Origin of the sequence: Leucobacter denitrificans (assembly GCF_014396385.1) — a bacterium.
Classification (GTDB): Bacteria; Actinomycetota; Actinomycetes; order Actinomycetales; family Microbacteriaceae; genus Leucobacter; species Leucobacter denitrificans.
The window spans coordinates 207,330-231,489 of record NZ_CP060716.1; the positions used below are offsets into that span (position 1 = coordinate 207,330).

The following is a 24,160-nucleotide window of genomic DNA, read 5'->3' on the forward strand; positions in this document are numbered from 1 at the left end:
AGAACCACAAATTGCGGAGAATCGTCATGAAGAGCCCAACCCCGAACCGAACCGCGGTCGATGACTTGGCGCGACCCTCAGTGCCGTCTGGTGGCGCAATTGCGGTCACCTATCTACGTGTGTCGACGAAAGAGCAGGCAAAGAAGGGCGGCACGGACGAGGGATATTCCATCCCGGCCCAGCGCGAAGCGAACCGTCGCAAAGCTGAACAGATCGGTGCAACAGTCATCGAAGAGTTCGTTGATGCTGGCGAGTCTGCACGCAAGGCAGACCGGCCCGAGCTAATGCGAATGATCAAGTATGTAGCCGAACACCAGGTTAACTACTGCATCGTGCACAAAGTGGATCGGCTTGCACGTAACCGGGCTGACGATGTCGCCATCCATCTCGCACTGCGTGACGCGGGGGTCATGCTCGTCTCCGCCAGCGAGAACATTGACGAGACCCCGTCGGGCATGCTGCTGCACGGCATCATGTCATCGATCGCAGAGTTCTATTCACGAAACCTCGCCACCGAGACTGTGAAGGGACTCACACAAAAGGCAGCACAGGGTGGCACCATCAATCGTGCGCCGATCGGGTACGTCAACATTGGCGTGCGTGATGAACGCGGCCACGAGAGCCGCACCGTGAAAGTCGACGAAGAACGAGCCCGCCACATCACCTGGGCGTTTCAGGTATACGCCTCAGGCCGTTGGACGCTCTCGCAAATCCATCGCGAACTCATCGCCCGCGGGCTCACCACCCTGCCAACTCCGAAGCGCCCCTCGAAACCGATCGCGATCTCAACCTTGCACCGGTTGCTGTCGAACCCGTACTACAAGGGAGATGTGACGTTCAAAGGAGCAACCTACAAGGGCAACCACGACGCGATTGTGCCCAAAGAAGTCTGGTACCAGGTACAGGCCGTGCTCGACGCACACAAATCCGCAGCTGATGCCACGCAGGTGCATGACCACTACCTGAAGGGCACCGTCTACTGCGGTCAGTGCGGCGAGCGGCTGATCATCACGAACGCAAAGAACCGGCACGGCAACGTCTACCCGTACTTCGTATGCTCAGGCAGACACTCTGGGAAGACCGAGTGCACAAGGCAAGCCATGCTTATCGAAGATGTCGAGCGGCTCATCGAGAAGTACTACGAGATGATCGAAGTCTCACCCGGCATGCGGCAAGACCTCGCCGGAAAGATCCACGCAGACTTCGACCTGCTCATGGCGAACGAGACAAAAGAACTCTCACGACTCACAAGCGAACGGGACCGTCTCGATGACGAGCGGATGAAGCTGTTGCAAGCTCACTATGCGGGTGCGGTACCGATCGACCTGTTGAAGCAGGAGCAAGATCGCATCGCGGATCAGATCGGAGACATTCAGCACCGAATCGAAGCTCACCACGATGAATATGCTTCAGCAAGGGCAAACCTCGATGACTCGCTCGGGCTGCTTGCCAACATCGTCAGCGTGTACGAGCGTGCTGATGACGCAAACCGGCGACTGTGCAATCAGGCGTTCTTCCACCGGATCTTCATCGAGGAAGACAGGGATGTCCGCGTCGAGTACGAGCGCCCCTTCGGTTCACTCTGCGATACCGAGGAGCAGATGAACGCTCTGAACTGGGCCGCTGAAGCGAAGAAGAAGGGAGAGGCTCAAACCGGACAAAGAGTGGTTACTCTTGTCGAGGGTTTGAACCTCTCCCATTTGGGGTGGACAACGGGACTTGAACCCGCGACCACCGGCACCACAAGCCGGTGCTCTACCAACTGAGCTATGCCCACCATGCTGACCCAGCAAGCCGAGGCTTGAAAGGCAACCACACGATCATATCCCACCCCGGCAGCCGTCGCCAATTCGGGGCGGCGTTGCGATAATGAACACATGGCTGAAGCAAAGACGCAACCAACCGATGCGAATGTTGATGAGTTTCTCGCAAACCTGGAGCCTGCGAAGCGGCGCGAGGATGGTCTCGTGTTGGCGCAGATCTTTCGCGACGTAACGGGGGAGGAGCCGGTGCTCTGGGGGCCGACAATGATCGGCTACGGGAGCTACAACTACGTATCACCTGCGAACCCGCGCACCAAGGGTATCTGGCCGAAGAGTGGATTCTCGCCACGCAAGGCGCAGCACTCGCTGTACGGGCTCAAAGACCTACCCGAAGGAGCGGCCTTGCTTCCGAAGCTCGGCAAGTACACCGAGGGTGCAGGATGTGTCTACGTGCGCAAGCTTGAAGACATCGACCTTGAAGTGCTGAGGCAGCTGATCCGCATCGCGACGACACGGCAGGATGACCAGCCGAGCTCTTGACCGACTTGAGAGAACTAAGCGGTAGGATTCTCGGCGGCGGCGCTGCCATCGATAAGTGGCGCGAACTGTTCTGCAACTGACGCTGCGATGACTTTCGACTCCTTGGTATCTGGTCCGTTGCCCTGCGCCATCACTGTTTGACGGAAGTAAGCGAGCTCTTGAATCGACTCTGCAATGTCTGCGAGCGCTCGGTGACCGCCGCGCTTCTCGGGAGACGCATAGTAGGCGCGGGTGTACCAGCGGCGTGAAAGTTCTTTGATAGTCGAGACGTCAATCGAGCGGTAGTGCAGGCGCTCTTCAAGCAGCGGCATGTACTTCGAGATGAAGCGTCGGTCCATGCCGATGGTGTTGCCAGCAACGAGCGGGCGGCGCCCCTCAGGAATGAACTTATTGACGTATTCGATGACTGCCGCCTCAGCGTCAGCAACTGGCGCGCCAGTGGCGATGCGGGGGAGCAGGCCGGAGGTCTCGTGCATGTTGCGCACGAAGTCGCCCATGCGATCCATCACGTCGTCACCCGGGTTTATGACGATCTCGAAGCCGGGATCGAGCGGCTTGAGATCGAAGTTAGTGATGATCACCGCGATCTCACAGAGCCCATCAGTGTCGGTGTCGAGCCCGGTCATTTCGCAGTCGATCCACACGATCTGTTCTGCGGGGGCATTCGACACGGTGACTCCTTTTGCGCGGGGATAACGACCTGACCAGTCTAGCCGCGGCAGTAAGCTGGTTCTCATGGCAATTCTCCCGATCACCATTTGCGGTGAGCCCGTTCTTCACCGTCCAGCAGCACCCGTCACCGAGTTCGATGCAGACCTGCGAAAGCTCGTAGACGACATGTTTGAAACGACTGTCGCTGCTCCCGGCGTGGGGCTTGCCGCACCGCAAGTTGGCGTCGGCAAGCGCATTTTTGTGTGGATGTATGAGGATCAGGATGAGGCGGCGCCGCAGGGTGTTGCGATCAATCCTGAATTGTGGATCGCGCCACCAGAGCCCGGGTTACCCGGCGATGATGAGGTCGAGGGATGCCTGTCGTTCCCAGGTGAGCGATTTGCACTCCGTCGCTCACCCCGCGCACTGCTTCGTGCACAGGATATTGACGGAGAGCCCTTTGAGATCGAGGCGAGCGGTTGGTTCGCGCGCATCATGCAGCACGAGTTCGATCATCTCAACGGGCTTCTATATGTGGATCGCCTTGTGCATCCAGAGAACCGGGCAGCCCAAAAGATTGAGCGCAAACGAGGTTGGGGCAAGCCCGGCCTCACTTGGACGCCGGGCGTGGATCACCTCGAGGATTAGCTCCTCCGGGTTCGATAGCCTGGCTGCAAAGCATCAACGCCGATCGGGGAGACCACATGCACAAGCGCACACTCGGACAGAACCTTAAGGTATCGGCCGTGGGTCTCGGGTGTATGGGGATGTCGCAGGCCTACGGGCCAAACCCCGGATCTCGGAGCGACATGATTCAGGTGCTCCGCACCGCGGTGGATCAGGGTGTGACCTTCTTCGATACGGCCGAAGTGTACGGGCCGTATGTGAATGAGGTGCTCGTCGGCGAAGCACTTGAAGACTTCCACGATGACGTAGTGATTGCGACGAAGTTTGGCATGAGCATCGTTGACGGGCAACACAACGGCGTGAACTCGCGGCCTGAACAAATCCGTAAGGTTGCCGAGCAGTCACTCAAGAGCCTGAGGGTAGAAGCAATTGATCTTTTCTACCAGCACCGAGTCGACCCCGACGTGCCAATTGAGGATGTTGCGGGCACCGTCGGAGAGTTGATTTCAGAGGGAAAAGTGAAGCACTTCGGGCTCTCCGAGGCCTCGGCCACGACGATTCGACGAGCTCATGCGGAGTATCCGGTTACTGCCCTCCAGAGCGAGTACTCGCTCTGGACACGGGATCCAGAAGCAGAAGTGCTGCCAGTATTGCGCGAACTCGGCATCGGGTTCGTGCCGTTTAGTCCACTCGGTAGAGGTTTTCTCACGGGCGCAATATCGAGTGAAACGGTGTATGCCGAAGATGACATGCGGCGAAATCTCCCGCGTTTCGAAGCCTCGAATGCTGCCAAGAACGAACGGCTGGTGTCTGAAGTACGCGCGATTGCGGAGCTACGCAATGCTACGCCCGGTCAAGTCGCGCTCGCTTGGCTGCTCGCGCAAGAACCATGGATCGTGCCGATTCCCGGCACCCGCAGTACCGCGCGCATTGCTGAGAACATTGCTTCGTCAGAACTCACGCTCACTGGTGATGAGTTGTCTCAGTTGAGTGAACTTACAGACGTCATTGGCGTTTCAGGTGAACGGTATGGTGAGCAAACGATGTCGTTTGTGAACAAGTAGTGCGCCTGCTGCGTACCGTCGACAATGCCCGATAGCCTGGCACGAAGGCATCGTTTACGAGAGGGTGATTGCGTGGCTTATCGAGTACAGGGTGTCGTCGTTCGCGAAAAGAATGCGTCGGCGACAATCGAGACCATCATTGTTCCGAATCCGGGACCGGGCGAGGTAGTGGTTGATGTGCTTACGTGCGGTGTGTGCCACACCGACTACCACTATCAGCAGGGCGGGATCAGCGATGAATTCCCATTCCTGTTGGGGCATGAGTCCACAGCCCGAGTTGCTGAGGTGGGCGAGGGCGTGACCGAGGTCGCCGTTGGTGATCGTGTGATCCTCAACTGGCGTGCCGTGTGCGGTCAGTGCCGCGCATGTGAGAAGGGGCAGCCTCAGTACTGTTTCGCGACACACAACGCGAAGCAGAAGATGACGCTTGAAGACGGGACCGAGCTGTCGGCGGCCTTGGGCATTGGGTCGTTCGCTGAAAAGACCCTTGTTGCGGCGGGTCAGTGCACAAAGATTGACGAAGATTCTGACGCCGCGGCCGTCGGTCTGCTGGGCTGTGGCATCATGGCCGGAATCGGCGCCGCGATCAATACTGGCGAGGTGAAACGCGGTGAGTCTGTCGCGGTTATCGGTTGTGGGGGAGTTGGCACAGCAGCGATTGCCGGTGCTCAGCTTGCTGGCGCAACGACGATCATCGCCGTCGATATCGACGATGCGAAGCTTGAGCAGGCAAAGCGATTTGGTGCGACGCACACCGTGAATTCGAAGAACGAAGACCCAGTCGAGGCGATCCGCTCGCTCACTGACACGTTTGGTGCAGACGTCGTCATCGACGCAGTGGGCCGCCCAGCGACCTATAAACAGGCCTTCTATGCGCGTGACCTCGCTGGCAGGGTCGTGCTCGTTGGTGTTCCGACGCCAGATATGAAGCTCGAGTTGCCACTTCTCGACGTGTTTGGTCGCGGTGGATCGCTGAAGTCCTCGTGGTACGGAGACTGCCTGCCGAGCAGGGATTTCCAGATGCTCATTGACCAGTACAAGCTCGGCAGACTTGATCTTGAAGGTTTCGTGACCGAGCGCATCGGGCTCGGCGACGTCGAGGTGGCATTTGCGAAGATGGCTGGTGGCAATATTCTGCGATCGGTGGTTGTGCTGTGAACGCGCGCATTGAGAACCTGGTGACGAGCGGCACATTCTCGCTCGACGGTGGTACTTGGGACGTCGATAACAATGTGTGGATCGTGGGCGACGATCGCGAGGTCATTGTCATCGACCCGGCGCACGATCCAGCGGCGGTGGCCGCAGCGGTCGGCGACCGCAACACGATCGCGGTGCTGCTCACTCACGGGCACGACGACCACATTCGTGCGGCACGCGAGACAGCGGATCTACTTCAGGCCCCGATCAGTCTGAACCCTGCCGATCGCATGCTTTGGGACGCCGTCTATCCCGACGTCGCCCCAGATCGAGAAATCACCGAGGGCGACGAGTTCGAAGTTGCGGGTGTGACGCTTACTGCCCGGAGCACGCCAGGTCACTCACCCGGGTCGACCTGTTTCGTTGCGCCTGAACTGAACGCGGTGTTCGCAGGGGACACGCTGTTCCAGGGCGGGCCCGGCGCGACTGGGCGCTCGTACAGCAGTTTCGACACGATAATTGAGTCGATTCGTAACGTACTCTTCGAACTACCCGCTGAGACCGTCGTACACACTGGCCACGGTCCCACGACAACGATCGGTGCAGAATCTCCGAATCTCGAAGAGTGGATCGCGCGCGGACACTGATCACACTCGGTGCGCGTTCGCGAGACTTGTCGATCACATAGTACGATCGATGGGTTGCCTCCGTAGCTCAGGGGATAGAGCAATGGCCTTCTAATCCATTGGTCGCAGGTTCGAATCCTGCCGGGGGCGCCAACGAGAAAGCATCGCTTTCTCGTTGCGCGACCCCAATCGCTACAGCGATTGCCTACGGAGCGAAGCGAGGGGCAGGGCGCTGACAAAGGACGATCTCGATGATTGAATGTCGCCATGACAGGGAACTTCTTCACCATTGGTCATTCAAACCGCACGTTCGAGGAGTTTCTCGACCTTTTACAAGCATCTGAGATTGATCTTGTTGTTGACGTGCGCAAGCTACCGGGGTCAGATAGGTACCCGCAATTTAACGCTGATGAGCTTGCAAGTGCTCTTAGCGAGAACAGCATCGATTTTCGCCGTGCGGAGCAGCTCACGGGCCGCCGTCCGGTGAGCAAGGACGTGCGGTTTGAGGTGAACGGTTGGTGGCAGAACCGGAGTTTTCACAACTACGCGGACCATGCGCTCTCGGAAGAGTTCGCTGAGGGTCTGGCGGAATTACGTGAGTGGGGTAAGTCGCATCGAGTGGCGATTATGTGCTCGGAGGCCGTGTGGTGGCGGTGTCACCGTCGCATTATTGCGGATCACCTGCTCGCGAACGATGAGCCGGTGCGCCACATCCTCGGGCCGCGAAATATCGATGAGGCGAAGCTGAGCGAAGGTGCGCAGCTTGGCGACGGTGGATTCGTAACCTATCCTGTGGCTGCGAACTGACTCTGCCGCGGAAAGGATGGTCTACTTCTTAGCGGCCTTGGCAGCTGCTTTTGCGGCACGCTTAGCCTCGCGCACCTGAAGTAGTGTTTCTGGCGAGACAATATCGGCAACACTCATCAGTGAGCCTTCTTCGCCGTAAGGCGCAGAGGCTTCGCGCCATCCGTCACCGTCGAATCCATATTGTTTGCCGAGAAGTGCGAGAAAGATCTTTGCCTTCTGATCCCCGAACCCTGGCAGTGACTTGAGTCGTTTGAGCACGGTCTTGCCGTCGGGGGAGTCCTGTGTCCAGATCGCGCTCGCGTCGCCGCCCCATTCGGCGACGAGTTCGCGGCACAACGATTGCACCCGCTCGGCCATCGATCCGGGAAATCGATGCACTGCGGGCGTCTGCTTGAATGCCGCTACGAAGTCGTCGGTATCCACAGTGGCAAGAGCGTTCGCATCAATGTCGCCAACGCGTTGTTGGATCTTGAGAGGGCCCGCGAACGCCACTTCCATCGCGACCTGTTGGTCGAGCAGCATGCCGATGAGTAACGCAAGCGGATTGTCGCTGAGCAGTCGGTCGGCTTCAGCATCGTCGGTGAGGTGAATCATTATGATGCCAGTATTGCACCGAGTCGGGGTTCGATAATGCAGCCTACTTCCTTGGGAGTTTCTCGATCAGGCAACAATACAGTTCTTGGGCAATATAAAGTTTTATCGCAAGGGGTTCAAGAGAGAATGGTGGAAATGAATTTCCGAATATCATTTTCAAACTATATGGGGAGTTCTCGATCTTCATGAGAAGTCAGAAGTGTCTTCACCGGTAAACCTCTCGGCGGTGACCGATGCGAAGTACGAGGACCACCACTTCCGCATCGATCACGTCATAGACAACTCGGTAATCACCGATTCGGATGCGCATTTCTCCAGAACCGCCCTTGAGCTGTTTGCAACCCAGTGGGTGCGGATCAGACGCTAACGCGTCAATGGCGCGAAGAATACGTTGTGCAGTCTTGCGATCGATCTTGCGCAGTGTTTTTAGTGCGGACCGCGCATAGGTTATTTCGTAGCGCACGACCGGTGCTTACAGCCCAAATTCGGCCATGACATCAGCGTGTGACACCCGAGCTCCAGACTCGTTGCGGGCCGCTGCGGCTCCACGAACGTCGGCTTGATCTTCAAGCGCCTCCAACGCACGATCGAAGAAATCAGGGGATACGACAACAGCTCGTCGACCAGCTCCCCGAGAGGTGATCTCCACTGGTTCTCGCTGCGCAGCGGCGATGTATTCTGCCTGCTGCGCGCGGAACTGAGAAAGAGTGATCGAAGTCATATCTCAATGGTACAACTTGTACAAGATGTACGCAATGGTGGAGTGGCCAAAGCGCCCAGACAGCAAATTTTGCCACACCATTGACACACAAAGCGGGGAATCCGGCCGAAGCCGAATTCCCCGCTCAGTAACAGTTGCGCTTATGCGAACTGGTTCATGGTGTTGTCCTTGCCGCCAGCCTTGAGGGCTGCGTCTCCGGCGAAGTACTCCTTGTGGTTGTCACCAATGTCGCTGCCAGCCATGTTCTGGTGCTTCACGGTTGCGATGCCCTCGCGGATCTCGCGACGCTGCACGTCGCGAACGTAGGTGAGCATTCCCTCTTCGCCGAAGTAACCCTTTGCGAGGTTGTCGGTTGACAACGCCGCAGTGTGGTAGGTCGGGAGAGTGATGAGGTGGTGGAAGATACCCGCACGCGCTGCGCCATCGCGCTGGAACGACTGGATTTTCTCGTCGGCGAGACGACCGAGCTCGGTCTCGTCGTACTCCACGCTCATGAGGCTGTCGCGATCGTACGCCGATACGTCCTTGCCCTCTTCCTGCAGCTGATCGAACGCCTGCTGGCGGAAGTTCAAGGTCCAGTTAAACGATGGGCTGTTGTTGTACACGAGCTTAGCGTTCGGAATCTCTTCGCGGATCCGATCCACCATGCCAGCGATCTGCTCAACGTGAGGCTTCTCGGTTTCGATCCACAACAGGTCTGCACCGTTGCGCAGCGAAGTGATGCAGTCGAGCACGCAACGATCTTCGCCCGTGCCCTTGCGGAACTGGTACAGGTTCGACGCGAGGCGCTTCGGGCGAAGCAGCTTGCCATCGCGCTTGATGATCACGTCGCCGTTGCCGAGCTCTGCGTCTGAGATCTCTTCGACATCGAGGAACGAGTTGTACTGGTCACCGAGGTCGCCGGGCTCGTTCGTGACGGCGAGCTTCTGGGTGAGGCCTGCGCCGAGCGAGTCGGTGCGAGCGACAATCACGCCATTGTCGATGCCGAGCTCGAGGAATGCGTAGCGAACTGCGTTGAGCTTCGCGATGAAGTCCTCGTGAGGAACCGTGACCTTGCCGTCTTGGTGGCCGCACTGCTTCTCGTCAGAAACCTGGTTCTCGATCTGGATTGCGCATGCGCCAGCTTCGATCATCTTCTTTGCGAGCAGGTAGGTTGCCTCGGGGTTTCCGAAGCCCGCATCGATGTCTGCGATGATCGGCACAACGTGCGTCTCGAAGTTGTCGATCTGCGACTGAACGAATTCTGCTGCTGTCTCGTCACCCGCTGCGCGAGCGTCGTCGAGCTGGGTGAAGAGCAGATCGAGTTCGCGAGCATCTGCCTGGCGAAGGAACGTGTAGAGCTCTTCGATGAGCGCCGGTACCGAAGTCTTTTCGTGCATCGACTGGTCGGGGAGTGGGCCGAATTCCGATCGGAGTGCTGCGACCATCCAACCCGAAAGGTAGAGGTACCTCTTGTTCGTCGACTTCAGGTGCTTCTTGATCGAGATGAGTTTCTGCTGACCGATGAAGCCGTGCCAGACACCGAGTGACTGGGTGTAGACCGAGGAGTCGTTGTCGTACTCGGTCATGTCGCGGCGCATGATGTCGGCGGTGTACTGGGCGATTTCGAGTCCGGTGCGGAATCGGTTCTGTGCGCGCATCCGAGCGACGTGCTCTGGGTTGATCGCGCTCCAGCTGGAACCGTGCTGCTCCTTGAGCGCCTGCACTGACTCGATATCGTCGTTGAACGCAGTCATGATATTTCCTCTTCGGTGGTTGTCGTTTTGCGGACTACTTCCACTTTGGAGGCTCTTGACCGCCCAAGTTACACAATTTGAGGGTGAAGAAACAGTGTTTTTCTGTTTTTCGGAATATTCGCGAGCCGCGAGTAGGTATCAGTTCACACCCTTCCGGACCCGAGAGGCATTGAGTTAGTCGAACTGGTTTACCAACGAATGAGCCGCGCGCTCCACATAATCGCGAATCGCGTTGTCATACATCGGCGGCAATTCTGCCTCATCGAGCGCGGCGTTCATGTGAAAGAGCCATCGATCACGAGCTTCTGGGTTGATGTGGTACGGCACGTGACGCATGCGAAGTCTGGGGTGGCCGCGTTCCTCTGAATAGGTCGTGGGGCCGCCCCAGTATTGCTCGAGAAACATGCGAAGGCGGCGGATCGCGCCCTCCCAATCCTCCTGCGGGTACATGGGCGCAAGCAGCGGGTCCTCGCGTACACCGCGATAGAACGCACGCACGATCTTCTCGAAGGTTTCGGTGCCACCGATCTGAGCCCAGACCGTGTCGGTCACCGCGTTGCCGAGCTCGCCGCTGCGAAGAGTGAGTCGGGGATTCGGGGTCGAGTTGTCGGTCACTGCTCTCCTCTGGGAAGTTTTGGATACTCGTCGGCGAGCTTCACGCCGGCATCAGTAAATTTCTGGCGCAGTTCGGCCCTCAAGCCCCGCTGAACCTCCCACTGTGCCTCCGGTCGAGTGCGGACCGCAAGCCGGAGGGTTGCTCGGTCGCCGAAGACGCTTTCGAGGCCCCATACTTCAGGTTCTCCGGTCACCTTGCGTGCATAGCGTTCTGAGGTGAGCAGGGCGCGAGCCGCTTGGAGCGCAACGTCAGAGACATGCGCGAGGTCTTGGTTTGCGTTCACGGTGATATCGATGAGCGCGCGCCCCCATCCCTGCGACGCGTTGCCGAGCGTAAGGATCTCGCCGTTGCGCACGAACCAGAGTGTGCCATCCATGCTGCGTACCTGGGTCACTCGAATTCCGACGTTTTCAACAGTTCCGGTGATCGTGCCAACAGTGATGATGTCTCCGACACCGAGTTGATCCTCGAACACCATGAAGATGCCGTTTAAGACATCTTTCACGATGTTCTGTGCCCCGAACGCGAGACCGGCGGCAACGATACCCGCAGAGGTGAGTACGGCGCCGAAATTCACGTTCAGCTGACTCAGTATGAGGATGATCGCGGCGACTGCGACGAAAATCGTGATCACAGCGCGCCCGACGGAACCGAGAGTACGTGTGCGCTGAACCGCTCGTGCGTGTATGTAAGGCGCAGCCTTAATTTCTGAGGTGGTGTCGACGTTCTGTGACTTCTTCACGCCCTGAACGATCTGGGTGACCGTGCGATCGAGTAGTCTGCGCAGGATCCAGTTCACAATCACCGCGATGATGATGATCGCGACAATGATTAGGGGAGTGCGCCAGGTGGTGAGGAAGTCAGTGAAGGCGTTACTTGCCGCCTCCACGACCTCCCCAGCCGTTTCTGTGCGGAACATCATGCGGTCTCCGCGTCAGCTTTCTGGGCGACGAGTGCGCGTTCAACTCCCGCCAGGTGCTCGGTGATGAGCCTGCGCAGGGCAGCGGGTGCATCTTCGTGAGCGTCGAGCCAGGTCGCAGTTGCCACACGAAGCTCCTCGCTTGCGAGCGGTGACGGGTAGAACCCATCGATGAGCTCTTCTGCGATTGCGTAGCTGCGCGACTCCCACACAGTGAGCAGTTCGGCGAAGTAGCGATCCACATAGGGCGCGAGGAGCGTGCGGTCGTGCGCGCGGAGGAACCCGAGGCCCGTGGCACGGACGATCGCATTGGGCTTGTCGTCGGCCTCCCACACCGAAACCCATGCCGCGGTCTTGTCCTCCGCGGTAGGAAGGGCAGCGCGTGCGTGAGCAGCTGATTGGTTGCCGGTTGCGGTGCGGTCATCGGCGAGTGCGGCGTCAATCTCTTCGGCCGTTGCGCGCCCGCCCGCAGTGAGCGAGATGAGCAGCTCCCAACCGAGGTCGGTGTCGATGTCGAGGCCGGTGAGCGGGGTGCGCTCTTCGAGCAACTCGAGAATGGTGTCAAGTTGCGCTGGGCTCGATGCGAGGCTTGCGAACGACTTCACAAACTGGAACTGATTGTCCGATCCAGGCTTCGCGTCGAGAGCGAGTTGCCAGAGCGCATCCGCCACCTTTGCGAGCGTTGCCTCACGCTTCTCAGGTGAGACGTAGCTCGAAGCAGAGAGCACGAGCTGCTGGATCACGGTGCGGAGCATCGTCGAGTTGGTTTCGTTCGCGACGTGCGCGAGCACGATATCGACGAAGCGGCTCGCAGGGAACTCGCCGTCTCGGGTTGCGTCCCACAGGGTGCCCCACACAAGTGAGCGAGCGAGTGAATCCTCGATATTGCCGAGGTTATCCGCCGCGGTGGCGAGCGACCGCTCATCGAGGCGGATCTTCGCATAGCTCAGATCGTCATCGTTCAGTATGAGCAGTGCGGGCTGCGCGACGCCAACGAGTTCTGCTACCTCGGTAGTTGCGCCGTCGACGTCGAGTTCGATGCGCTTGGTGCGGCGGAGCGATCCACCTTCGGACTCGTATAGGCCAACCGCGATGCGGTGCGGACGGAGTGTTGGGTAATCTGCGGCCGCACTCTGCACAATCTGGAATGACGCGTAGTTACCCTGTTCATCCAAGGTGAAATCAGGTTGCAGGGTGTTCACGCCTGCGGTCTCGAGCCACTTCGTGGTCCACTCGGTGAGATCGCGACCACTTCTCGCCTCAAGCTCAGTCATGAGATCTGGAAGTTCAGTGTTCGAGTGGTGGTGCTTGACGAAGTAGTCGTGCACACCCTGCATGAACGGTTCGCGCCCAACCCAGGCCACGAGTTGCTTGAGCACCGAAGCACCCTTCGCGTATGTGATGCCGTCGAAGTTCACGAGCACGTCTTCGAGGTCGCGGATCGGAGCGACAATCGGGTGCGTCGACGGCAACTGATCCTGCCGGTACGCCCATGACTTCTCACTCGCGACGAATGTGGTCCAGCAGTCTGACCACTCGGTCGCCTCGGCAACGCCGAGCGTCGACATGTATTCGGCGAACGACTCGTTGAGCCACAGGTCGTTCCACCAGCGCATCGTAACGAGGTCTCCGAACCACATGTGAGCAAGCTCGTGCAAGATGGTGACGACTCGACGTTCGCGCATCGCATCGGTGACCTGGCTACGGAACACATACGCCTCGGTGAACGTCACAGCGCCGATGTTCTCCATAGCGCCCATGTTGTACTCGGGCACGAACAGCTGGTCGTACTTCTCGAACGGGTACGGGTAGTTGAACTCGGCCTCGAAGAACGCGAAGCCCTCACGTGTCTTCTCAAAGATGTAGTCGGCATCGAGAAATGGCGCGAGTGATTCGCGGCAAAAGACGCCGAGGGGAATCACGCGGCCATCGGTGCTCGTGAGCTCAGAACGCACCTCGTGATACGGGCCCGCGATGAGTGCGGTGATGTAGCTCGACATCACTGGTGTGGGCTCAAAGGCCCACGTTGCGATGGCTTCACCATTGCTGTCTCCGGCAGGCTGGGGCTCTGGCGTGGGCTGATTCGACACGACCTTCCAACGCGCAGGCGCGGTGATTGTGAATGCGAACGTCGCCTTGAGGTCGGGTTGCTCGAAGACCGGAAACATGCGGCGTGAATCGGGCACCTCGAACTGCGAGTAGAGGTACACCTCGTCGTCAGCAGGGTCAACGAATCGGTGAAGCCCCTCACCGGTGTTCATGTAGAGCATCGTCGAGCGAATTCGAAGCGTGTTTTCGGTTGCAAGACCAGGTAACTGAATTCGCGAGTCTGCATACACCTCTGCCGGGTCGAGACTCACGCCATTGAGTTCGACCTGCTCGACCGACGCAGCAATGATGTCGATAAACGTCGAAGCACCCTCTTGAGCAGAGAAACGAATAACAGTGTCGGCACTGAACGTTGTGTCGCTCGTGGTGAGATCGAGTGCGACATCGTAGCTCTGGCTGCTGACGATCGCAGCGCGCTCTTGTGCTTCGGCGCGGGTGAGATTGGTTCCGGGCACGGTTCTCCTTGTGGATCTTGAAACCTGCAAATGACGAATGACACAAGACTATGCCCGTACCCTGACCAAAGGGTGGCCAATAGGGTAGACAAGGAGTATTTCGCCCAGTCGAGCCAGTAGGGTGGGGCTATGACTGCCAATCAGCCGAACGTTGAATTCTATTTTGATCCGATTTGCCCTTGGTGCTGGATGACCAGCAGATGGGCCGCCGAAGTCGCCGAGGTTCGTGGCTTCGAGATCGCTTGGAAGCCGATCAGTCTGAAGATCATCAACGAAGGTAACGACCTCGGGTCGCACCAGGGTCTTCACGACGAGGGTCACCGCTTGGGTCGAGTGGTCGAGGCAGCCCGGGTCGCGGGGGGAGAGAGCCTGGTTGGAAAGCTCTACACCGAGATGGGAACTCGCCGACACCCAGGCGGTCGTGACGATTTCAATGCGATCATCGCTGAGTCGCTCGAAGCTGCAGGGGCTGATGCAGCGCTCGCCGCAGCAGCGGATACTGATGAGAGCGATGCGCAACTGCGCAAGAACACCGACCATGCGCTTGAGATTGCGGGCCCCGATGTCGGGGTGCCGATCATCTCGATTGACGGTGTAGCTTTCTTCGGTCCGGTGGTCACACCTGCGCCCACTGGCGACGATGCGCTCAGACTCTGGGATGGAATCTACGCCGCAGCCAGCGTGCCGGGTTTCTACGAACTCAAGCGCGGGCGCACCGAGGGGCCAAAGTTCTAGGTCACGAGCAACGGTAGGCTAGATCTATGCGTATTCATGTCGCCACAGACCATGCTGGCCTCGAGTTCAGCCAGCAATTGCAAGAGCATCTGCGCGCCCGCGGGTTCGAGGTTATTGACCACGGGCCGGCCGAGTACGATGCGCTCGATGACTACCCGTCATTCTGCATTAATGCCGCACTTGGCGTCGCACGCGATGAGCGTGACGGTGTCCGGGCGCTCGGCGTTGTGTTTGGTGGATCGGGGAATGGCGAGCAGATGGCGGCGAACAAGGTAAAAGGTATTCGCGCCGCACTCGTGTGGAATGACTCGACCGCGATGCTTGCCCGTGAGCACAACAATGCAAACGTGATCTCGATTGGTGCGCGCCAGCACGACGTGGCAGATGCGATCCGCTTTATCGACCTTTTCATCGATACGCCGTTTCCGGGCGACGAGCGGCATGTGCGTCGAGTTGCACAGCTGGGTGAGTATGAGACGACCGGCAGCATCGCCGGTAAGCAGGTCGACTCGCTATAGCTCGTGCTCTTTGCGCATTATGACGAGTTCTCTGCACGAGAGGGAAGAGTATGCCTGAGGGGCATTCCGTGCACCGAATTGCCAGGCAATTCTCGACCAATTTTGTGGGCACCGCCCCTGAGGTTTCGAGCCCGCAGGGCCGCTTCGCTCAGGGAGCAGCGGTACTCAATGGGCGCGAGATGATCGACGCTCGCGCTGTCGGCAAGCAGATGTTCTTGGAGTTCGAGGGCGACGAGTGGTTGCGCGTGCACCTCGGCATTTATGGGGCTTGGGACTTCTCGGGTGATGTGCGGGTGAATCCGTCGATTCAGATCCACGGGTACACGCCAGGCCACTCAAAGCTTGGCCAGACCGGTGAGTACTCTCGCGCCGATCGTGTGCGGGCGCTCGATCGCGATGCCGAAGACTCTGTTACGTCGATTGGTGCGCCACGTCGCACGAGAGTGCGCATGGCAGAGACCGATAGAGAGACGGCAGACTCTGGTAGTTTTCCGCCCGAGCCGGTGGGGCAGGTGCGTGTTCGTCTACTCAACGATCTCGTGTGCGCCGATCTCAGGGGCCCGACGGCGTGCGAGGTGCTGTCGCCCGCCGAGGTGGATCGGGTGATTCAGAGGCTCGGCCCCGATCCAGCAAATGCAAACACCCCCGAGGAGCGAGAACGGTTCGTCGAGCGCGCGCATAAGAAGAAGACCCCCATCGGTTTGGTATTGATGGATCAAGCGGTCGTCGCTGGCATTGGAAACGTGTACCGTGCTGAGTTGCTGTTTCGTGCAGAACTTGATCCACACACCCCCGCGAATTCGCTTGACCGCACGGTGCTCGAAGAGCTCTGGGATGACTGGGCGCACCTGCTCGAGATCGGCATTACCGTCGGCCAAATGATGACGATCGACGGGCTTGAGGGCGAGGCGTATCAGAAGGCGCTTGTGGAGCGCGATGAGCGACACTGGACGTACAAGCTCGAGGGCACTCCCTGCAAGCGCTGCGGTACGAACATCGTGCTCGAAGAGATGGGCAACCGCAAGCTCTACTGGTGCCCCGGCTGTCAGCACTAAACCGCTAGGCGGTATCCCATTCCGCGCACGGTCTCGATGTGGCCCTTGCCGAGTTTTTGGCGCAGGTATCCGACGTAGACGTCAACGATGTTTGATCCGGGATCGAAGTCGTAGCCCCACACCCGGCTGAGGAGTTGCTCACGACTGAGCACCTGACCAGCGTTTCTGATGAACTCTTCAGCAAGGGCGAACTCGCGAGAAGAGAGTTCGATCGCCCGGTCACCTACGTGTAGTTGACGCGTGCGTAGATCGAGCCGAAGGTCGCCGGCACGGATGTCTGTGGTCGGTGCGCCGTCTTCGGTGCGAAGTCTCAATCTGATGCGCGCGATGAGCTCGTCGAAATGGAATGGTTTGCCAATGTAGTCGTCGGCTCCGCCCTCTAATCCTGTGATGGTGTCTTGGATCTCGGTGCGCGCTGTAAGCAGAATCACCGGCATGCGCGAGCCGGAGCCACGAAGACGCTCAAGAACCTCAAACCCGTCGAGGCCCGGCATATTGACATCGAGCACCATGAGGTCAAACTCGTCGGTGAGCGCGAGGTGGAGCCCGTCGGTGCCATTCGACGCAACGCGGGTCGCAAACCCCGCTGCACGCAGTCCCTTGTCGACAAACCCAGAGATGCGGGGCTCGTCGTCGACGATAAGTATCGAAGGCATGGGGTCACGCTCCTGCGAATTGGGTGCCAGCGATCGGCACGGTAATGGTAAACATTGCTCCGCCGCCTGCGGCGTCGCTCACGTTCACATCGCCGCCATGTGCGCGGGCGATGACCTGCACAATATTGAGTCCGAGGCCACTTCCCGTGCGGCCATCACTCCCAGTACCTCTGGCGAATCGCTCGAAGATCTTGGCCTTAGAATCATCTGGCACTCCGGGGCCTCGGTCGCGCACCCAGAGGTGCAACAGTGGCCCGTTCGCACGGCCGCCGATCTCGACATCGCCGCCGCCGTGGGTCACTGCGTTTTGAGCGAGTTGCAGCATCGCCTGCGTGATTCTGGCGGAATCGAGCTGCGCGACACCTGTTGCGACCTCACCCAAGGTGACCGTCGCACCCTGGATCGCCTTAGCTTTGCGCGCGATGAGGTGCAGTAGATCTGAAGTGTCGACGGGCGCGAGCTGCACCGGGCTCGGGCCGTGTAGTGAGGCTGTGGCAGACAGATCGCTCACGAGCTCGCCCATGCGCTGCAATTCATCCATGGCAAGTTCGCGAGTATCTCGTGCATCCTCGGGATCGTTCGGATCCATGAGCTCGACATGCCCCCGCACGATCGTGATGGGCGTTTTCAACTCGTGCCCCACATCACTGAGCAGCTGCCGCTGCGAATCGAGCGCATCATCAAGTCGATCCAGCATCTGATTGATGGTCTCGGCAAGCTCGGCAACATCATCATTGCCGACGATTGGTATGCGTTCAGAGAGGGAGCGAGCCGAAACCCGCTCCGTGGTCTCACGCATATTGCGCAGCGGCCGCAGTAGCCGTGTCGCAACAAACGTGCCCGTACCCGCGACGACTGCGAGCACGATGGCGGAGACAATGATGAACATGCGAGCGGCCTCGTTGAACTCTCCGAGTTCTGCCTCCAGGTCATAGACCATCACAAACGCCACATCAGCGGGTTCGGCGGAGTCGACTACCTCGATCGGCGCGACGAGATAGCGCCACACCACCCCGTCTTCGGCATACGTGCCGAGCATCGCGCTTTCGGCGGGGCGGGTGCGCTCGACATGGGCAGCAAACTCGGCCTCGTCCCGAAGGTCGAGATCAAGCTGAACTCCGGGCACCATAGTGATTTTTCCCGCCGCCATACCCATCGCGCCAGTGTTATCGTCTGGACTCATTCGCTCTACTACCGCAGTGAGTGCCGCGGTCGACGAGTCCCATGTGCCCGATCCACCGGGGCCTTCGGTAACGATGTACCGAGCCGACTCGAGGTTCGCATTCAACCGCACATCGACCTGTTCGAGAATGCGATGGCGCTCAACGAGGTACACAGACAAGCCCACCGCGATCAGTCCAAGCGCGGTTACAAGCGTAATGACAGACACGATCCTCGTGCGCACGGAGACGGCGAACCGCCGCCCCCGTTTCTTGCGTGTTGAGGTATCTGTCACCTCTCCAGTATCGCCGCTGAACGCGACGAAGCCCCGAAACATAAGAGAGATCTCATCCAACGAAGCACGAAAGCGTGATGCAATGAAGAGGTGCAGCATCTACTCGTCGAGGCGCTTGAGGTCGCACCTGAAGCGGTCACCCTCGTCTCACGCGAACCACTTGGAGCAGGATCAGTTTCGGGCTTCGACGTCGCAGCGGATCGGGGCGGAGGAGACAGTGGCGATCCACTTCGCTACTACGTAGACACATCTCGGCAGGGCACACAACAAGAGACCGGCTTGGTTCTTGGTGACCTCAACGCGCCAGAAGCCCGCATCTGGTTGCACCCCGCAGATCCACACCTGCCGGCGCTCGCCGCAATCGCATTTCACGACGCCGCGGCATCGCTTCTCGCAAGATGCGGGGTAACCGACGCGAGCGCACCAACTTTCATTGCCTACCGGCCGGGCAGACGAGCCGTACTTCGCGTCGACGCCCCAGACCGGCCGATCTGGGTAAAGGTCGTTCGACCGAGCCGCATCGAGCGGATCATCTCCACACACGTCGCCTGCGAACAGGAGGGCCTCCCGGTTCCGGCAGTGCTCGGCTGGTCGCCAGACGGAGTAATACTATTTGAGAACGCCGTGGGTACTCCCGCAGCCGAGGTGCTGTGGGATCCAGATGACCTCGTCACGCAGGTCGATGAACTTCGCACACGCATAGCGAGTGTCGAAACACCCCACAAACTTCGCGGAGTAGCAGACAGACTCGACTGGTACGCAGACGGTCTCTCTCACCGAGACGATGCCGCCCAGGTGGCGAGACTCGCCAGGGGAGCCCTCGCCGACACGGAAAACCAGGTGCGCGAGCAGGTCACCCACGGTGACCTCCACTTCGGTCAGCTATTTCTTAGCGACGATGGCACGGGAGAACACAGTCGTATCAGTGGGCTTCTCGACGTCGACACCATGGGAATCGGCGACCCGGCAGAAGACCCAGCGGCATTCATCGCCCACGCCACCGTCAGCGCCATGCTCACACCGCCCGAAGCTCGAGAGCGAGTGTGGTCGCTCGTCGAAATCGCCCTCAGCCGCTGGGGGAGCGAACGCGTACGTGCACTCTTCGCCATCCACATGCTCGGGCACGCGCTCGCCGCAGTGGATCGGGATGAAGAGGTGATGTCACGGATGCTGTTGCGCAACGCGCAGGTCGTGCTGAGCGGTGGTCAGCCGTCGGATGAGCAAAGGTAAGAACCCTCTCATGAGCGTTTACTTTTCGCCTTACCGGGGCCAGGAAGTATTGAAGATGTCAGCAACGGTGAACATCCGATCAAGCAGACATTCAAGCTAGATGAAGGGGAAAATCATGAGCAACAAGATTTCGAAGAAGAAGTGGATGGTTTACGGGGCAACCGGTCTGGTTGGGCTGTCACTCTTCGCAGGCGGCGCAGTTGCGGTTGCAAATGCAATGGATCTGCGCACATCGAACGGAACCGAAATTCCTGGTGGATCACTCACCGGTGAAAGCTCAAGCGTCAGCGATGTTCGCGGAGTGAAGTCGGATGTTGCCTCGGTGGCAAGCGCGGCCTCAGCCGTGAGCTCGGCATCGGTTGCGTCGGTTGCGTCAGCAGTCTCCACGAACTCAGCTCCGTCGGCAGTTTCAGCGCCTTCGGCCGTATCAGTGCCGTCGCCTGTTTCGGTTCAGTCGCCAGCAAGCCCCGCATCGGCAGCTTCTGCGGCATCGGTGGCTTCGGCAGGATCGCTGTAACCCGTAAAGTTATGGCATAATAGATCCTTGTGCCACGGTGCGGCACTGCCGCGAGGGTTCCGCACACACCGTGAACGCACACAACTACTTCATAACTAATTCCGCGCTCCGACTTGCGGCGGTCGCAGAGAGAGAACATCATGCAGAAGCTCGACCACGTCGATGCAGCGTCGCTCAAGAGCGACGTTCCCGAATTCCGCGCAGGCGACACCGTTAAGGTGCACGTGAACATCGTCGAGGGTAACCGCTCACGTATTCAGGTGTTTCAGGGCGTTGTGATTTCACGTCACGGCGAGGGTGTCCGCGAGACCTTCACCGTTCGCAAGATCAGCTTCCAGGTTGGTGTGGAGCGTAAGTTCCCAGTTCACTCTCCTGCAATTGACAAGATCGAGGTTGTTTCTCGTGGCGATGTTCGCCGTGCGAAGCTGTACTACCTCCGCGGCCTCACCGGCAAGAAGGCCAAGATCAAGGAGAAGCGCGACGCATAGTCGGCTGATTCAAATACAGGCTCAGGCTCCCACCTTATTCAGGATGGGGGCCTGAGTTGTCTGTACTGTTAGAAATGCACTGCGCGCGACAGTGCTAAATTTTCACGAAGAATGAGGTCACGGGGCCAATGAGCGACACAGCCGAGCAGCGGAGCGGTGGCATCGTGAGATTCTTGCGAGACCTCGTCATTATTCTGGTGGTCGCGTTTCTCATCTCGTTTCTCCTCAAGACGTTTCTTGTGCGTAGTTTCTATATTCCGTCGCAGTCGATGGAGTTGACGCTGCAGGTGAACGATCGAATACTCGTGAATCAGCTTGTGCCCGACGTCGTTGATGTTCAGCGCGGCGACATTGTTGTATTTCAAGACCCTGGCGGGTGGCTGTACCCGAAAGCGAACCCCACGACACCGGGCCCTATCGGGTCGGTCTTGCAGGCTGTTGGTCTCGCGGCCGATACGAGCCACGAATACGTCGTGAAGCGGGTCATTGGTGTCGGTGGAGACCACGTCACCTGTTGCGACGCCGATGGGCGTATTCAGGTGAACGGTGTGCCGCTCGATGAGCCTTACATCGTGATACCTCCGGGGGAGCCGAAGGCATCGGCAATTGACTTTGATGTGGTGGTGCCCGAGGGTTCGGTGTGGGTGCTTGGTGACAACCGGTATTCGAGCAAGGACTCAAGATATAACCAGGATCAGCCGGGCAAGGGCTTCGTGCCCGAATCTGAGATCGTTGGTCGCGCCTTTGTGTTGAACTGGCCACTCGAACGTTTCGGGTTATTGAATAGGCCCGAGTCGACGTTCACCGGGGTTGATGAAGCTCGTGAAGGCTAAGGATTCGAGCAAAGACCCGACGCTCGATTTCGAGTGCTCCCATTTTGAGCAGGGCATCGAGCTGGTCATCGGAATCGATGAGGTTGGCCGAGGGGCGATCGCGGGGCCGGTCGCGGTCGGGGTTCACGCGGTAATTGCTGGTGTCACCGAGTTTCCGACAGGACTTCGGGACTCGAAGCTGCTGAGCGAGAAGCGACGTGAGGGCCTCGCGCCGCTGGTAGCAGAGTGGGGAGCGGGGGCCGTAGGCTTCGCTGCTGCGGAAGAGATTGATACCCATGGAATCACCGCCATGCTTGGTGCTGCCGCGCGCCGAGCGCTGCTTGAGTTGCATCGCACAGGGGTTCCGGTCGATCGTGCGCTGATCTTGCTTGACGGCTCACACGACTGGTTGTCTCCTGTGCTGCGTTCTCCGTTGAATGTCATTACGAAAGTTGGTGCGGATCGCGCGTGTGCGAGCGTAGCTGCGGCCTCAGTGCGCGCCAAGGTTGAACGCGACGCTGTGATGCGGGAAGCAGATATCAAATACCCACACTATGCCTGGGCATCAAACAAGGGATACGGTGCGGCGGCGCACTACGCGGGGATCGAGTTGCACGGCGTCACTGACTTCCATCGGAAGACCTGGGTGAAATCTATTTCCAGGGTCTAGTTCAGCCGCAGTGCTCGGAAGCCGGGAAAGTGTGCCGCAACAGGTAGGGTAGAACCCGTGAATACGCGCGCGCTTTCTTCCAGCGCCCCAATCGGGGTGTTTGATTCGGGCGTAGGCGGCCTGACCGTTGCGCGCGCAATTCGAGACCAGCTGCCGAATGAGTCGATTCTGTATGTTGCCGACTCTGCGCATAACCCGTACGGCCCGAGGCCGATCGCCGAGGTGCGTCGTCTTGCGCTCGAAGTGCTCGACGAACTCGTTGCGCAGGGCGTGAAGATGCTCGTGATCGCGTGCAATACGGCGTCTGCCGCCGTGCTCAGGGACGCGTATGAGCGGTACGACGTTCCGGTGGTTGAGGTCATCGGGCCTACGGTGCGAAGCGCGCTCGCGATCACCCGCAACGGTAGGGTCGGGCTCATTGGCACGGCGGGCACCATTCAGTCGAGGGCCTACGACGATCTTTTCGCTGTGCGTTCAGACGTGAAGCTCAGCTCGCAGGCGTGTCCGCGCTTTGTCGAACTCGTTGAGGCAGGCAAGACGAGCGGTGAAGAAACGCTGCAGGTTGCAGAGGAGTACCTGCGCCCGCTCGTCGAGCAGGGCATTGACACACTTGTGCTCGGTTGCACCCACTACCCATTCCTGCGCGGCGCGCTGAGGCAGGTTGTAGGGCCCGGCGTCGCGCTGGTTTCGAGCGATATCGAGACCGCGAACAGCGTGTTCGAGGTGCTCACTGAGCAGGGCCTTCTTCGCCCGGCAGGTGCCGGAGAACCCACGATCCGCTACGAAACTACGGGGCAAGATAACGACGAATTCATGCGGCTCGCCCGCAGAATGCTCGGAATCGGCATTGACTCGATTGATCCAGTGCCGACCGGCGCAATTGCGCTGCCGCACAACGAATCTCAACTTCTGGAGGAAGCATGACGGAACACACTCGCGTAGATGGGCGCAGCCCGAACGATATGCGTGAGGTGACGATCGAGCGCGGTTGGAGCACGCAGGCGGAAGGCAGCGCGCTCATCTCGTTCGGAAACACCCGCGTGCTGTGCACGGCATCGTTCACGCCGGGTGTTCCTCGCTGGCTCATGGGCAAGGGAACCGGTTGGGTGACTGCTGAGTATTCGATGCTTCCACGATCCACAAATGAGCGCATGCAGCGTGAGTCAGTGCGCGGAAAAATTGGCGGACGTACGCACGAAATTTCGCGACTCATAGGCCGCAGCCTGCGGGCCATCATTGACACCAAGGCGCTCGGCGAGAACACCATCGTTATCGACTGTGACGTGATTCAGGCTGATGGCGGCACGCGCACGGCCTCCATCACCGGTGCCTATGTGGCACTCGCTGACGCGATCGAGTGGGCCAGAGAACAGGGCCATATCGCGAAGAAGTCGAAGCCACTCACCGACAGTGTTGCCGCTGTTTCGGTAGGGATCGTTGATGGCGTGCCGATGAGCGACCTCGCATACACCGAGGACTCCAACGCCGAAACCGATATGAACGTTGTAGTGACGGGTTCTGGCGACTTCGTTGAGGTGCAGGGAACAGCAGAGGGCACACCATTCAATCGCACTGAACTCGATGCGCTGCTCGATCTCGCGCTCGCAAGCGCACAGGAGCTTGCGGAGAAGCAGGCAGCGGTATTGGCTCGATAACGA

27 protein-coding genes, 2 tRNA genes and 1 pseudogene are annotated in these 24,160 nt (G+C 59.2%); 18 read left to right on the forward strand and 12 right to left on the reverse strand.

Annotated elements, in window-relative coordinates; all coding sequences use genetic code 11:
* Nucleotides 1-26 precede the first annotated feature (26 nt).
* Nucleotides 27-1,079, forward strand: a pseudogene (locus H9L06_RS11685) (recombinase family protein); the annotation flags it as partial.
* Between the two features lie 159 nt (nucleotides 1,080-1,238).
* Here H9L06_RS11685 and H9L06_RS11690 read toward each other — a convergent pair.
* Both H9L06_RS11690 and H9L06_RS00995 read right to left on the reverse strand, forming a co-directional pair.
* Nucleotides 1,239-1,397, reverse strand: a complete 159-nt coding sequence (locus H9L06_RS11690; protein WP_246454428.1) for a hypothetical protein — start codon at nucleotides 1,395-1,397, stop codon at nucleotides 1,239-1,241.
* Between the two features lie 304 nt (nucleotides 1,398-1,701).
* Nucleotides 1,702-1,777, reverse strand: a tRNA-His gene (locus tag H9L06_RS00995).
* Nucleotides 1,778-1,877: 100 nt separating this feature from the next.
* Between H9L06_RS00995 and H9L06_RS01000 the strand changes: the two genes are divergently transcribed.
* Nucleotides 1,878-2,303: a DUF1801 domain-containing protein gene (locus H9L06_RS01000; RefSeq protein ID WP_187555462.1), complete on the forward strand. Its 426-nt coding sequence runs from the start codon at nucleotides 1,878-1,880 to the stop codon at nucleotides 2,301-2,303.
* 14 nt (nucleotides 2,304-2,317) lie between these two features.
* Here the strand turns inward: H9L06_RS01000 and orn are convergent, their stop codons facing one another.
* Nucleotides 2,318-2,974 (reverse strand): oligoribonuclease, encoded by a 657-nt coding sequence (gene orn, locus H9L06_RS01005; protein WP_223165206.1) that lies wholly within the window; start codon nucleotides 2,972-2,974, stop codon nucleotides 2,318-2,320.
* 64 nt (nucleotides 2,975-3,038) lie between these two features.
* Between orn and def the strand changes: the two genes are divergently transcribed.
* From def to H9L06_RS01035, 6 genes are all read left to right on the forward strand, one after another.
* Nucleotides 3,039-3,602: a peptide deformylase gene (gene def, locus H9L06_RS01010; RefSeq protein ID WP_187555464.1), complete on the forward strand. Its 564-nt coding sequence runs from the start codon at nucleotides 3,039-3,041 to the stop codon at nucleotides 3,600-3,602.
* A gap of 56 nt (nucleotides 3,603-3,658) precedes the next feature.
* Nucleotides 3,659-4,645 (forward strand): aldo/keto reductase, encoded by a 987-nt coding sequence (locus H9L06_RS01015; protein WP_187555465.1) that lies wholly within the window; start codon nucleotides 3,659-3,661, stop codon nucleotides 4,643-4,645.
* A gap of 72 nt (nucleotides 4,646-4,717) precedes the next feature.
* Complete coding sequence (locus tag H9L06_RS01020; RefSeq protein ID WP_187555466.1) at nucleotides 4,718-5,803, forward strand: S-(hydroxymethyl)mycothiol dehydrogenase; 1,086 nt, start codon at nucleotides 4,718-4,720, stop codon at nucleotides 5,801-5,803.
* Nucleotides 5,800-6,429, forward strand: coding sequence for an MBL fold metallo-hydrolase (locus H9L06_RS01025; protein WP_187555467.1), 630 nt, complete (start codon nucleotides 5,800-5,802; stop codon nucleotides 6,427-6,429). The genes H9L06_RS01020 and H9L06_RS01025 overlap by 4 nt, the downstream gene beginning before the upstream one ends.
* Nucleotides 6,430-6,485: 56 nt before the next feature.
* Nucleotides 6,486-6,561 (forward strand) — tRNA-Arg (locus H9L06_RS01030).
* Nucleotides 6,562-6,675: 114 nt separating this feature from the next.
* Nucleotides 6,676-7,215, forward strand: a complete 540-nt coding sequence (locus H9L06_RS01035; protein WP_187555468.1) for a DUF488 domain-containing protein — start codon at nucleotides 6,676-6,678, stop codon at nucleotides 7,213-7,215.
* Nucleotides 7,216-7,236: 21 nt separating this feature from the next.
* On the opposite strand, the gene H9L06_RS01040 is transcribed toward H9L06_RS01035, so the two are convergent.
* From H9L06_RS01040 to pepN, 7 genes are all read right to left on the reverse strand, one after another.
* Nucleotides 7,237-7,812 (reverse strand): HhH-GPD-type base excision DNA repair protein, encoded by a 576-nt coding sequence (locus tag H9L06_RS01040; protein ID WP_187556268.1) that lies wholly within the window; start codon nucleotides 7,810-7,812, stop codon nucleotides 7,237-7,239.
* 202 nt (nucleotides 7,813-8,014) lie between these two features.
* Complete coding sequence (locus H9L06_RS01045) at nucleotides 8,015-8,272, reverse strand: type II toxin-antitoxin system RelE family toxin (RefSeq protein WP_187555469.1); 258 nt, start codon at nucleotides 8,270-8,272, stop codon at nucleotides 8,015-8,017.
* A gap of 9 nt (nucleotides 8,273-8,281) precedes the next feature.
* The gene (locus H9L06_RS01050; protein ID WP_187555470.1) at nucleotides 8,282-8,530 is read right to left on the reverse strand and encodes a type II toxin-antitoxin system Phd/YefM family antitoxin; all 249 of its coding nucleotides are present in this window, start codon (nucleotides 8,528-8,530) and stop codon (nucleotides 8,282-8,284) included.
* 140 nt (nucleotides 8,531-8,670) lie between these two features.
* Nucleotides 8,671-10,266, reverse strand: a complete 1,596-nt coding sequence (locus H9L06_RS01055; protein WP_187555471.1) for an isocitrate lyase — start codon at nucleotides 10,264-10,266, stop codon at nucleotides 8,671-8,673.
* A 174-nt stretch (nucleotides 10,267-10,440) separates the two neighbouring features.
* On the reverse strand, nucleotides 10,441-10,818 hold the full coding sequence (locus H9L06_RS01060) for a globin (protein ID WP_187556269.1): 378 nt from the start codon (nucleotides 10,816-10,818) through the stop codon (nucleotides 10,441-10,443).
* A gap of 59 nt (nucleotides 10,819-10,877) precedes the next feature.
* Nucleotides 10,878-11,804 (reverse strand): mechanosensitive ion channel family protein, encoded by a 927-nt coding sequence (locus H9L06_RS01065; RefSeq protein ID WP_246454429.1) that lies wholly within the window; start codon nucleotides 11,802-11,804, stop codon nucleotides 10,878-10,880.
* On the reverse strand, nucleotides 11,801-14,365 hold the full coding sequence (gene pepN / locus H9L06_RS01070) for an aminopeptidase N (RefSeq protein WP_187555472.1): 2,565 nt from the start codon (nucleotides 14,363-14,365) through the stop codon (nucleotides 11,801-11,803). Before pepN ends, H9L06_RS01065 begins: the two co-directional genes overlap by 4 nt.
* A gap of 129 nt (nucleotides 14,366-14,494) precedes the next feature.
* On the opposite strand from pepN, the gene H9L06_RS01075 reads away from it, so the two are divergent.
* From H9L06_RS01075 to H9L06_RS01085, 3 genes are read left to right on the forward strand one after another with little or no spacing between them, the layout of a single operon-like run.
* Nucleotides 14,495-15,100, forward strand: coding sequence for a DsbA family protein (locus H9L06_RS01075; protein ID WP_187555473.1), 606 nt, complete (start codon nucleotides 14,495-14,497; stop codon nucleotides 15,098-15,100).
* A 26-nt stretch (nucleotides 15,101-15,126) separates the two neighbouring features.
* Nucleotides 15,127-15,618, forward strand: coding sequence for a ribose-5-phosphate isomerase (locus tag H9L06_RS01080; protein ID WP_187555474.1), 492 nt, complete (start codon nucleotides 15,127-15,129; stop codon nucleotides 15,616-15,618).
* Nucleotides 15,619-15,668: 50 nt separating this feature from the next.
* Complete coding sequence (locus H9L06_RS01085) at nucleotides 15,669-16,673, forward strand: Fpg/Nei family DNA glycosylase (protein WP_187555475.1); 1,005 nt, start codon at nucleotides 15,669-15,671, stop codon at nucleotides 16,671-16,673.
* Here H9L06_RS01085 and H9L06_RS01090 read toward each other — a convergent pair.
* The gene (locus tag H9L06_RS01090; protein WP_187555476.1) at nucleotides 16,670-17,329 is read right to left on the reverse strand and encodes a response regulator transcription factor; all 660 of its coding nucleotides are present in this window, start codon (nucleotides 17,327-17,329) and stop codon (nucleotides 16,670-16,672) included. The genes H9L06_RS01085 and H9L06_RS01090 overlap by 4 nt on opposite strands.
* 4 nt (nucleotides 17,330-17,333) lie before the next feature.
* Nucleotides 17,334-18,785, reverse strand: coding sequence for a sensor histidine kinase (locus H9L06_RS01095; protein WP_187555477.1), 1,452 nt, complete (start codon nucleotides 18,783-18,785; stop codon nucleotides 17,334-17,336).
* 90 nt (nucleotides 18,786-18,875) lie between these two features.
* On the opposite strand from H9L06_RS01095, the gene H9L06_RS01100 reads away from it, so the two are divergent.
* From H9L06_RS01100 to rph, 7 genes are all read left to right on the forward strand, one after another.
* A complete protein-coding gene (locus tag H9L06_RS01100) occupies nucleotides 18,876-20,015 on the forward strand; it encodes a phosphotransferase family protein (protein ID WP_187555478.1) in 1,140 nt (379 codons plus the stop codon).
* A gap of 115 nt (nucleotides 20,016-20,130) precedes the next feature.
* Complete coding sequence (locus tag H9L06_RS01105; RefSeq protein WP_187555479.1) at nucleotides 20,131-20,532, forward strand: hypothetical protein; 402 nt, start codon at nucleotides 20,131-20,133, stop codon at nucleotides 20,530-20,532.
* 140 nt (nucleotides 20,533-20,672) lie between these two features.
* The gene (gene rplS / locus H9L06_RS01110) at nucleotides 20,673-21,020 is read left to right on the forward strand and encodes a 50S ribosomal protein L19 (RefSeq protein WP_187555480.1); all 348 of its coding nucleotides are present in this window, start codon (nucleotides 20,673-20,675) and stop codon (nucleotides 21,018-21,020) included.
* 128 nt (nucleotides 21,021-21,148) lie between these two features.
* Entirely contained in the window at nucleotides 21,149-21,853 is a 705-nt protein-coding gene (gene lepB / locus H9L06_RS01115; protein WP_187555481.1) for a signal peptidase I, read from the forward strand.
* Nucleotides 21,834-22,502, forward strand: a complete 669-nt coding sequence (locus H9L06_RS01120; protein WP_187555482.1) for a ribonuclease HII — start codon at nucleotides 21,834-21,836, stop codon at nucleotides 22,500-22,502. Before lepB ends, H9L06_RS01120 begins: the two co-directional genes overlap by 20 nt.
* Before the next feature lie 57 nt (nucleotides 22,503-22,559).
* Nucleotides 22,560-23,426 (forward strand): glutamate racemase, encoded by an 867-nt coding sequence (murI, locus tag H9L06_RS01125; protein ID WP_187555483.1) that lies wholly within the window; start codon nucleotides 22,560-22,562, stop codon nucleotides 23,424-23,426.
* On the forward strand, nucleotides 23,423-24,157 hold the full coding sequence (gene rph, locus H9L06_RS01130; RefSeq protein WP_187555484.1) for a ribonuclease PH: 735 nt from the start codon (nucleotides 23,423-23,425) through the stop codon (nucleotides 24,155-24,157). Before murI ends, rph begins: the two co-directional genes overlap by 4 nt.
* The last annotated feature ends 3 nt before the right edge of the window (nucleotides 24,158-24,160 follow it).

Coding starts and splice junctions, on each gene's coding strand:
- H9L06_RS01080 (WP_187555474.1), top strand. CDS start 15,127: ATGCGTATTCATGTCGCCACAGACCATGCTGGCCTCGAGTTCAGCCAG.
- H9L06_RS01085 (WP_187555475.1), top strand. CDS start 15,669: ATGCCTGAGGGGCATTCCGTGCACCGAATTGCCAGGCAATTCTCGACC.
- lepB (WP_187555481.1), top strand. CDS start 21,149: ATGAGCGACACAGCCGAGCAGCGGAGCGGTGGCATCGTGAGATTCTTG.
- H9L06_RS01055 (WP_187555471.1), bottom strand. CDS start 10,266: ATGACTGCGTTCAACGACGATATCGAGTCAGTGCAGGCGCTCAAGGAG.
- H9L06_RS01015 (WP_187555465.1), top strand. CDS start 3,659: ATGCACAAGCGCACACTCGGACAGAACCTTAAGGTATCGGCCGTGGGT.
- rph (WP_187555484.1), top strand. CDS start 23,423: ATGACGGAACACACTCGCGTAGATGGGCGCAGCCCGAACGATATGCGT.
- def (WP_187555464.1), top strand. CDS start 3,039: ATGGCAATTCTCCCGATCACCATTTGCGGTGAGCCCGTTCTTCACCGT.
- H9L06_RS01075 (WP_187555473.1), top strand. CDS start 14,495: ATGACTGCCAATCAGCCGAACGTTGAATTCTATTTTGATCCGATTTGC.
- H9L06_RS01090 (WP_187555476.1), bottom strand. CDS start 17,329: ATGCCTTCGATACTTATCGTCGACGACGAGCCCCGCATCTCTGGGTTT.
- H9L06_RS01065 (WP_246454429.1), bottom strand. CDS start 11,804: ATGATGTTCCGCACAGAAACGGCTGGGGAGGTCGTGGAGGCGGCAAGT.
- H9L06_RS01035 (WP_187555468.1), top strand. CDS start 6,676: ATGACAGGGAACTTCTTCACCATTGGTCATTCAAACCGCACGTTCGAG.
- rplS (WP_187555480.1), top strand. CDS start 20,673: ATGCAGAAGCTCGACCACGTCGATGCAGCGTCGCTCAAGAGCGACGTT.
- H9L06_RS01120 (WP_187555482.1), top strand. CDS start 21,834: ATGAAGCTCGTGAAGGCTAAGGATTCGAGCAAAGACCCGACGCTCGAT.
- H9L06_RS01000 (WP_187555462.1), top strand. CDS start 1,878: ATGGCTGAAGCAAAGACGCAACCAACCGATGCGAATGTTGATGAGTTT.
- H9L06_RS01050 (WP_187555470.1), bottom strand. CDS start 8,530: ATGACTTCGATCACTCTTTCTCAGTTCCGCGCGCAGCAGGCAGAATAC.
- H9L06_RS01105 (WP_187555479.1), top strand. CDS start 20,131: ATGAGCAACAAGATTTCGAAGAAGAAGTGGATGGTTTACGGGGCAACC.